The organism is Streptomyces sp. MUM 2J, assembly GCF_022414535.1.
In the GTDB taxonomy this organism is placed as follows: Bacteria; Actinomycetota; Actinomycetes; order Streptomycetales; family Streptomycetaceae; genus Streptomyces.
This window is the reverse complement of sequence record NZ_JADWYM010000046.1, coordinates 45555-51554: the sequence shown is the minus strand read 5'-3', so window position 1 is coordinate 51554 and position 6000 is coordinate 45555. Positions and strand designations below refer to the sequence as shown.

Here is a 6000-nt window from a genome sequence, read left to right as displayed (position 1 = left end):
GCCGGCGGGGCGAGGGGCGGGGGCGGATCCGCCGGGGGGCGCGGAACGGGGGACGGGGCGCCGGCGCCGGGCCAGGGCGGTGGTGTGAAGCCCGGGGCCGGAGCGGGACGGGCGGCGGGACCGGCCGGCGTGGAGCCGGGCACGGGCTCGGCGACGACGCCGGTGGGTGGGCCGGGGCGCGCATCGGGACGTGGGTGGGGGCCGTGATCCGGTCCGGGGACGGGTCCGGGGGCCTGGCCGGGAGCGTAGGCGGTCCCGGGGGCGGCGTGGCCGGAGCCGGACGGGGATCCGGGGGTGCCGTAGCCAGCTGGTGGTATGGACTCGGGGGAGACCCGGCCGGTGCCGGCCCCTGATCCGGAGAGGGGGCCGTGCCGGGAGGAGGAACCGGAGGCGGCCCCGGGGGTGGGGCCCGGGCCGGCGGGCGGGGGGCCGGATCCGGGGCCCGCTGCCGCGTGGGATCCGAATCCGGGATCGGCCGCGCCGGGCCCGGCGGCAGAAGCCGCGCCGGTACCGGACACCGGGCCGGGCCCGAAGCCCGCCCCCGCTCCCGCCCCGGTGCCCGAGCCTGAACCGGCCGACGGGCCGGTGCCGCCGCCGGTGACGTTCCCCGGGGGTGGCAGGTGCGCCGGGAGCGGCGGCGGGGACCCCTGGAAGCTGTGCCGGCTCTCCTCGCCGGCCCCTGCTCCCCCGGCCTCTACTCCTCCGGCCCCTGCGCCTGCTCCGGCCTCGGCTGTTCCTGCTGTTCCTGCTGTTCCTGGGCCTGCTGCTGCGCCTGCACCGGTCTCGGCTCCCGTCCTTCGCCGCGCCGGGCGGTCGGGGCCGCTCGGGCCGAAGCCCGGTGGCAGGGGGCCGATCTGGTCGAAGATCTCGATCAGTTCGTCGTCGGGCCCGGGTTCCGACAGGAGCTCCGCGGCTGCGGCGAGCGCCTTGCGGGCCCCCGTCGCCGTACGGAACCGCGCCTCGGGGTCGGGCTCCAGCAGCGCGGCCACGACCTGCCAGAGCGGTTCGGGGATGCCCTTGGGGGCTCCCGGGGTGCCGTGCTCCGCGAAGTGCTGGATGAGAGCCTTGGCGTCCGGCTTGGCGCCTTCCAGCAGGTACAGGGCGACCAGGCCGGCGGCGAACAGGTCGGCCGGGAAGTCCGGCTCGGCGCCCATCATCTGCTCCGGAGCGAGGTAACCCGGCGTACCCACCACGAGGTTGGTCTCCGTCAGGCGCGGCTCGCCCAGACGCATGGCGATGCCGAAGTCGGACAGCCGCAGCCGGGGACGCCGGGTGCCGGTGGCCTCCAGGAGCACGTTGGCGGGCTTGACGTCCCGGTGGACGACGCCCTCCGCGTGCACGGCCGCCAGGCCCGCCAGCAACTGGTCCAGGAGCGTGCACACGAAGGCCGGGGGCAGGGGGCCGTAGTCCCCGACGAGATGGACCAGCGAGCCGCCGGTGACGAGATCCATCGTGAACAGGACCTTGTCGTCGTCGGCGGCCCAGCTGGCGGGGGCGAGCACGTTCGGGTGGTCGATCCGCAGGGCCTGCTCGCGGACGAAGCGCAGCAGGGAGTGCGCGTCGCTCTGCTGCAGGACCTTGGCGGCCACGTACCGGCGGCGGCGGTGGTCCCAGGCGCGCCAGACGGCGCCGACGCCGCCGCGGCCGATCGGATCGGCCAGTTCGTACCGGCCGGCGAAGACCTCACCCATCGCTGTGCGCTACTCCTCCCCCTGTGACCTGCGGCACGTCCCGATATCCGGGTGGCCTCGGGTCCCTTGTCCGCCCCTGTCTCCTTCGGTGCCGCTGCCGCACCCCCGAAGTCCCCCTGGTCAAGGGGGCTTCGGAGGGGTCAGTTCTGGTGGGACTGGTAGTGCGCGACTGCGTCGGAGGTGCGGCCCGCCCCGTACACCCGGAGGAACTCTGCCAGTTCGGGGTGGGTCGGGGCGAGGGTGTCCGCGGCCTGGAGGATGTCGCCGGCGGCGGAGACCGAGCGCAGCAGCGACTGGATCTCGCGGACCACGCGCTTGACCGTGGGCGCTCCGGAACTGCTGGTCGTCTGCGTGGTGTTGCTCAGCACCGAGCCCCCCTGCGACTTCTTGATCTCCTCCATGCGCTCGGTCGCCTCGGCCGCGCTGGCACTGCCGTCCGCCACCTGCCCGGCGAGTTCCTGCAGTAGTTGCACGCGCTGCACGACGGCCGGATTTCCGATCTTTGCCCGCTGACCGCTCATCAGCTGGGACAGCATCGGTGCGGACAGTCCCAGTACCCCCGCAAGACGTGCCTGGTTGAGGCCCAGGTCGTCGATGAGCTTACGGAAGAGCGCCCCCAACGGCTCCCCGTACCAGTTCCGCTGCAGTTCCCGCGCTCTCGCGGTGGCTTCCTGCTGTGCGGCGTCCATTGCGTCTCCCCATCGCTTCCCCAAGAAACGTGCTTCGCTGCCGCGAACCACGCCGTGCATCTTACGGAGCGTGGTCGTCCGCGGGGACCCCCAATCTTGTTGGGAGATAGTGGGGGCGACCGGGTAGTCTGGTCGACGACGCCGGCCGGGATGCAGTGCTTCCGGGCGGACGTATCCCGTGAGGGGCCTTAGCTCAGTTGGTAGAGCGCCGTCTTTGCATGGCGGATGTCAGGGGTTCGACTCCCCTAGGCTCCACTGTCAAGTGCCCTCTGAACTGCGGAAACGTGGTTTGGAGGGCATTTTTCGTGCCCGTTGCCGGCCACTCCGTGCCCACCGGCCCTCTTTGTCCTCGTGGCCCGTCGCCCGGAAGCGGTGGCGCGCTCGTCCAGAGCGTGACGGACGTGTTGCTGTGCAGCAGGTCGTGCCCACGCTCGGGACCCGGCCGATCCCTGCCGCGAGTCCGCTCCGCACAAGGCTCCCTTCCTCCAGGTCACGTGGTGGCGAACCAGTGGAACTCCACACACGGCTTCTCGGTGAGGCACAGGACCGTGACGAACACCTGGTGCACGCCGGTGATCACGGGAATCCGCGTGACCACCTCGCAGACCGGGCCGTTCGACGCACCGAACCGGGCACAGGGCTCTGCCCTCGGCGAGTCGAGGCGGAGCTCCAGCACCGCAAGATCGCCGGTGGTCGCCCTGAGGCGAGCACGGGCGGAGGCGTCCCTGCTGCCGGAGAAATCGACTCCGTCGAACCTGAGGACGGTCGGCCCCGGTCACATGACGGAGTCCTCCGTCCGCCGACCCGGTTCGCCACTGCCGGCCCAGGCGGCGAAATCCGCCGAGAGCCGTTCTCTGTGAGACCTGGTGGCCCAGGATGAAGCCAGCCGGTGCGCGGCCGTGAACAAATACGGTCGCCATGCCTCGGCAGGGCCGGCGCCGTCACCCACCGCAGCGATGGTCTCGACGAATGACTCGGATGCGAGGTCTTCGGCCGCAGATTCGTCCCGGCAGTAATGGCGGGCGTGGGCAAGCACGGCAGAATAATGCCTGCGATAGAGCTCGGAAAGGGCTCTCTCCCGTCCGTGTTCCGTCCTGTCGGATCGCACCAGCCAGGTCAAGTGTGCATCACTCGCACGGGCTTGAGGACAGGAGTCGTCCCTGCCGTCCATCACGAATTCCCCTTGAGGTTCCCGATCCGCTTCATGTGCCTGGTGATCCTCAGTCCTTTTGACGGTTGAAGTCAATAACATGATCCAGCAGCTGACTGAAACGAAGGTGACGAGCACGCTTTCGGTCGTCTACGGCAAAGTTCAGGCAAAGTGCCGGGACGGATCATTTGAGGAAAAGCGGTTGCTCGGTTCAGTCGATGAGGTTGATCTCGTGGTGTCGTAGAGGCTGACAGCGGATTGTCGGCTGCCGTATCGCCCGTGGGGTGCGGTGTCCGCGAGGGGGCGGGCCGGCCGACCGGGCGACGAGCGCGGAATCCGGGTGTCGTTCACGGCACCCGGTGACGTGCGCCGTCCCGCCGGACCGGACCGGAGGCAGGGGCGACGGGGCGGTGGCCCGCCGGGCGGCCACCTGCCCGCCGTGCGCGGGTTCCGGTGCGCGCCCTCGGCGGTTTCGGCCGGGGCGCTCCTACCGGGCACACCGGGGTTTCGGCCGGAACCCCGGTCCGCGTCCTGCCGGGGCGGGCCCGGCACGACGACCGGCCGCGGCGTGCGGAGGGGAGCCGCACAGGCCGGGACCCTGTGCGGCGACTTCGATAGGGCACCGATAGCCGCTCCGGTTCGGGTGGATAGCGGGCCACGCAAGAGTGGTTTCCGCCAAGGCATCCCCCCACCGAATCGCGAGGACTGAAGATGACCGAAACTCAACCCCGTCCGGCACCGAGGGAGGTGACGTCCTCGGATGCCGCCGTGCTCAGCGCGGTCGTCAAGCGGTTCACCAACGCGAGGGGCGAGGAGTTCGCCGCGGTGAACGGCCTGGATCTGCGGATCCGGCGAGGTGAGGTCGTGGCGTTCCTCGGGCCGAACGGTGCCGGCAAGACGACCGCGATCGACATGCTCCTGGGGCTGGCGCGCCCCGACTCCGGACACGTGGAGCTGTTCGGCGGTCCGCCGCAGCAGGCGGTCCGCGCCGGCCGTGTCGCGGCGGTCCTGCAGAGCGGTGGGCTGCTGCCCGACCTGACCGTCGAGGCCACGGTCCGCATGCTCGGCTCGCTGCACACCGGCACCGACCCGGAGGCCGTGATGAGCCGGGCCGGCATCACCCGGCTGCGGCACCGCAGGGTCTCCGAGTGCTCCGGGGGCGAGCAGCAGCGGCTGCGGTTCGCCGTCGCGCTGCTGTCGAACCCGGAGTTCCTGGTCCTGGACGAGCCGACGGCCGGGATGGACGTCGCGGCCCGCCGCGAGTTCTGGGCCACCGTCCGTGAGGACGTCCAGCGCGGCATGACCGTCCTGTTCGCCACGCACTACATGGAAGAGGCCGACCAGTTCGCCGACCGTGTGGTGATGGTGGACCAGGGGCGCGTCGTGGCCGACGGGTCGGCCTCGTCGATCCGCGCCGCCTTCGCCGGCCGTACCGTCTCCGCGCAGATCAGCCCGTCCGACGCCGCGGCGGTGGCCGCCTCCCCGGGCGTGCGCTCCTGCGTGGTCCGCGGCGACCGCCACTTCTTCGACACGACCGACTCCGACGCCCTGCTGCGCGTCCTGGTCAACCGCACCTCCGCCACCGAGATCGAGGTAGTCCCCCGCAGTCTCGAGGAGGCGTTCATGGCCATCACGACCAACGGCCGCACCGACCTGGAGGGCCTGCGATGAGCACCCTGACCGCGCCCCCCACCGCACGCACCTCACCGTTCGCCGGCGTCAACCCGACCTTCATCCGCTATGAGCTGCGCCGCCGGTTCAACCGCCAGACGACGATCTTCACCCTTCTCCTCCCGGCCGTGCTGTATCTCGCCCTGTTCCGCACCGCCCCGTCCCACGGCACGCTGCCGCACGGCAACTTCGCCGCCTGGATGATGATCGGCATCGCGGTGTACGGCGCCGCCATGGCCGCCACCAGCTCGGCGGCCACCATCTCCGTGGAGAAGTCGGCGGGCTGGATGCGCACGATCGCGCTGAGCCCGCTCGCCCCGCCCGGATACCTGCTCGTCAAGGTCCTGTGCTCGGTGGTGATGGCCGCGGTGCCGGTGGCCATCGTGGGAGTCCTCGGCCGCGTCACCGGTGCCGAAGCCAGTGTCCGGGTGTGGGTGATCTCGCTGCTGGTCGCCTGGCTCGGCGCCGCGGTCTTCGCCGCGCTCGGCATCCTGCTCGGTCTCGCCCTCAAGCCCGACGTCGTGATGCACATGCCCGGTCTGACCATGACCGCGCTCGCCTTCCTCGGCAACCTGTTCATCCCGCTCAGCGGCACCATGCTGGAGATCTCGCGCTACACGCCGATGTACGGCGTGTCGACGCTCGCCCGCTACACCCTGACCGACGGCTACAGCTTCAGCGGGGAGCACTCCAGCCTCGCCGGGGCCGTCGTCAACATCGTGGCCTGGTTCCTCGGCTTCGGCTTCGCGGCGGTCCGCCGGTTCGCCAAGAGCACCGGTCGGCAGTAGCGCCGGCCCGC

Annotated in this window: 7 protein-coding genes and 1 tRNA gene; 4 read left to right on the top strand and 4 right to left on the bottom strand. The window is 71.5% G+C overall.

All coding sequences use genetic code 11. The annotated features are described in order from the left end of the window. Together I3F54_RS32205 and I3F54_RS27525 are read right to left on the bottom strand one after the other, a co-directional pair. Positions 1 to 1691 (bottom strand): serine/threonine-protein kinase (locus I3F54_RS32205; RefSeq protein WP_275676907.1); only part of this gene is annotated, 1691 nt, incomplete at its 3' end. 140 nt (positions 1692 to 1831) lie between these two features. Continuing rightward, a complete protein-coding gene (locus I3F54_RS27525) occupies positions 1832 to 2380 on the bottom strand; it encodes a DNA-binding protein (RefSeq protein ID WP_240121625.1) in 549 nt (182 codons plus the stop codon). A 182-nt stretch (positions 2381 to 2562) separates the two neighbouring features. On the opposite strand from I3F54_RS27525, the gene I3F54_RS27520 reads away from it, so the two are divergent. After that, positions 2563 to 2635 (top strand) — tRNA-Ala (locus I3F54_RS27520). Positions 2636 to 2870: 235 nt separating this feature from the next. On the opposite strand, the gene I3F54_RS27515 is transcribed toward I3F54_RS27520, so the two are convergent. Both I3F54_RS27515 and I3F54_RS32615 read right to left on the bottom strand, forming a co-directional pair. Beyond that, positions 2871 to 3056 carry a hypothetical protein gene (locus tag I3F54_RS27515; protein ID WP_240121624.1) on the bottom strand — a complete coding sequence of 62 codons (186 nt, stop codon included), beginning with the start codon at positions 3054 to 3056 and terminating at the stop codon, positions 2871 to 2873. Between the two features lie 99 nt (positions 3057 to 3155). Continuing rightward, positions 3156 to 3551, bottom strand: coding sequence for an RNA polymerase sigma factor (locus I3F54_RS32615; RefSeq protein WP_374205971.1), 396 nt, complete (start codon positions 3549 to 3551; stop codon positions 3156 to 3158). A 79-nt stretch (positions 3552 to 3630) separates the two neighbouring features. On the opposite strand from I3F54_RS32615, the gene I3F54_RS27510 reads away from it, so the two are divergent. The 3 genes from I3F54_RS27510 (at position 3631) to I3F54_RS27500 (ending at position 5989) form a co-directional block, all read left to right on the top strand. Then, the gene (locus I3F54_RS27510) at positions 3631 to 3774 is read left to right on the top strand and encodes a hypothetical protein (RefSeq protein WP_240121623.1); all 144 of its coding nucleotides are present in this window, start codon (positions 3631 to 3633) and stop codon (positions 3772 to 3774) included. A gap of 467 nt (positions 3775 to 4241) precedes the next feature. Further along, positions 4242 to 5201 (top strand): ABC transporter ATP-binding protein, encoded by a 960-nt coding sequence (locus tag I3F54_RS27505; RefSeq protein ID WP_240121622.1) that lies wholly within the window; start codon positions 4242 to 4244, stop codon positions 5199 to 5201. Continuing rightward, on the top strand, positions 5198 to 5989 hold the full coding sequence (locus tag I3F54_RS27500; protein ID WP_240121621.1) for an ABC transporter permease: 792 nt from the start codon (positions 5198 to 5200) through the stop codon (positions 5987 to 5989). Before I3F54_RS27505 ends, I3F54_RS27500 begins: the two co-directional genes overlap by 4 nt. Positions 5990 to 6000: the final 11 nt, after the last annotated feature.

Bases quoted from the DNA above. Each gene is read 5' to 3' on its own strand.
- I3F54_RS27525 (WP_240121625.1), bottom strand. From the start codon at position 2,380: ATGGACGCCGCACAGCAGGAAGCCACCGCGAGAGCGCGGGAACTGCAG.
- I3F54_RS32615 (WP_374205971.1), bottom strand. From the start codon at position 3,551: ATGGACGGCAGGGACGACTCCTGTCCTCAAGCCCGTGCGAGTGATGCA.
- I3F54_RS27510 (WP_240121623.1), top strand. From the start codon at position 3,631: ATGATCCAGCAGCTGACTGAAACGAAGGTGACGAGCACGCTTTCGGTC.
- I3F54_RS27505 (WP_240121622.1), top strand. From the start codon at position 4,242: ATGACCGAAACTCAACCCCGTCCGGCACCGAGGGAGGTGACGTCCTCG.
- I3F54_RS27500 (WP_240121621.1), top strand. From the start codon at position 5,198: ATGAGCACCCTGACCGCGCCCCCCACCGCACGCACCTCACCGTTCGCC.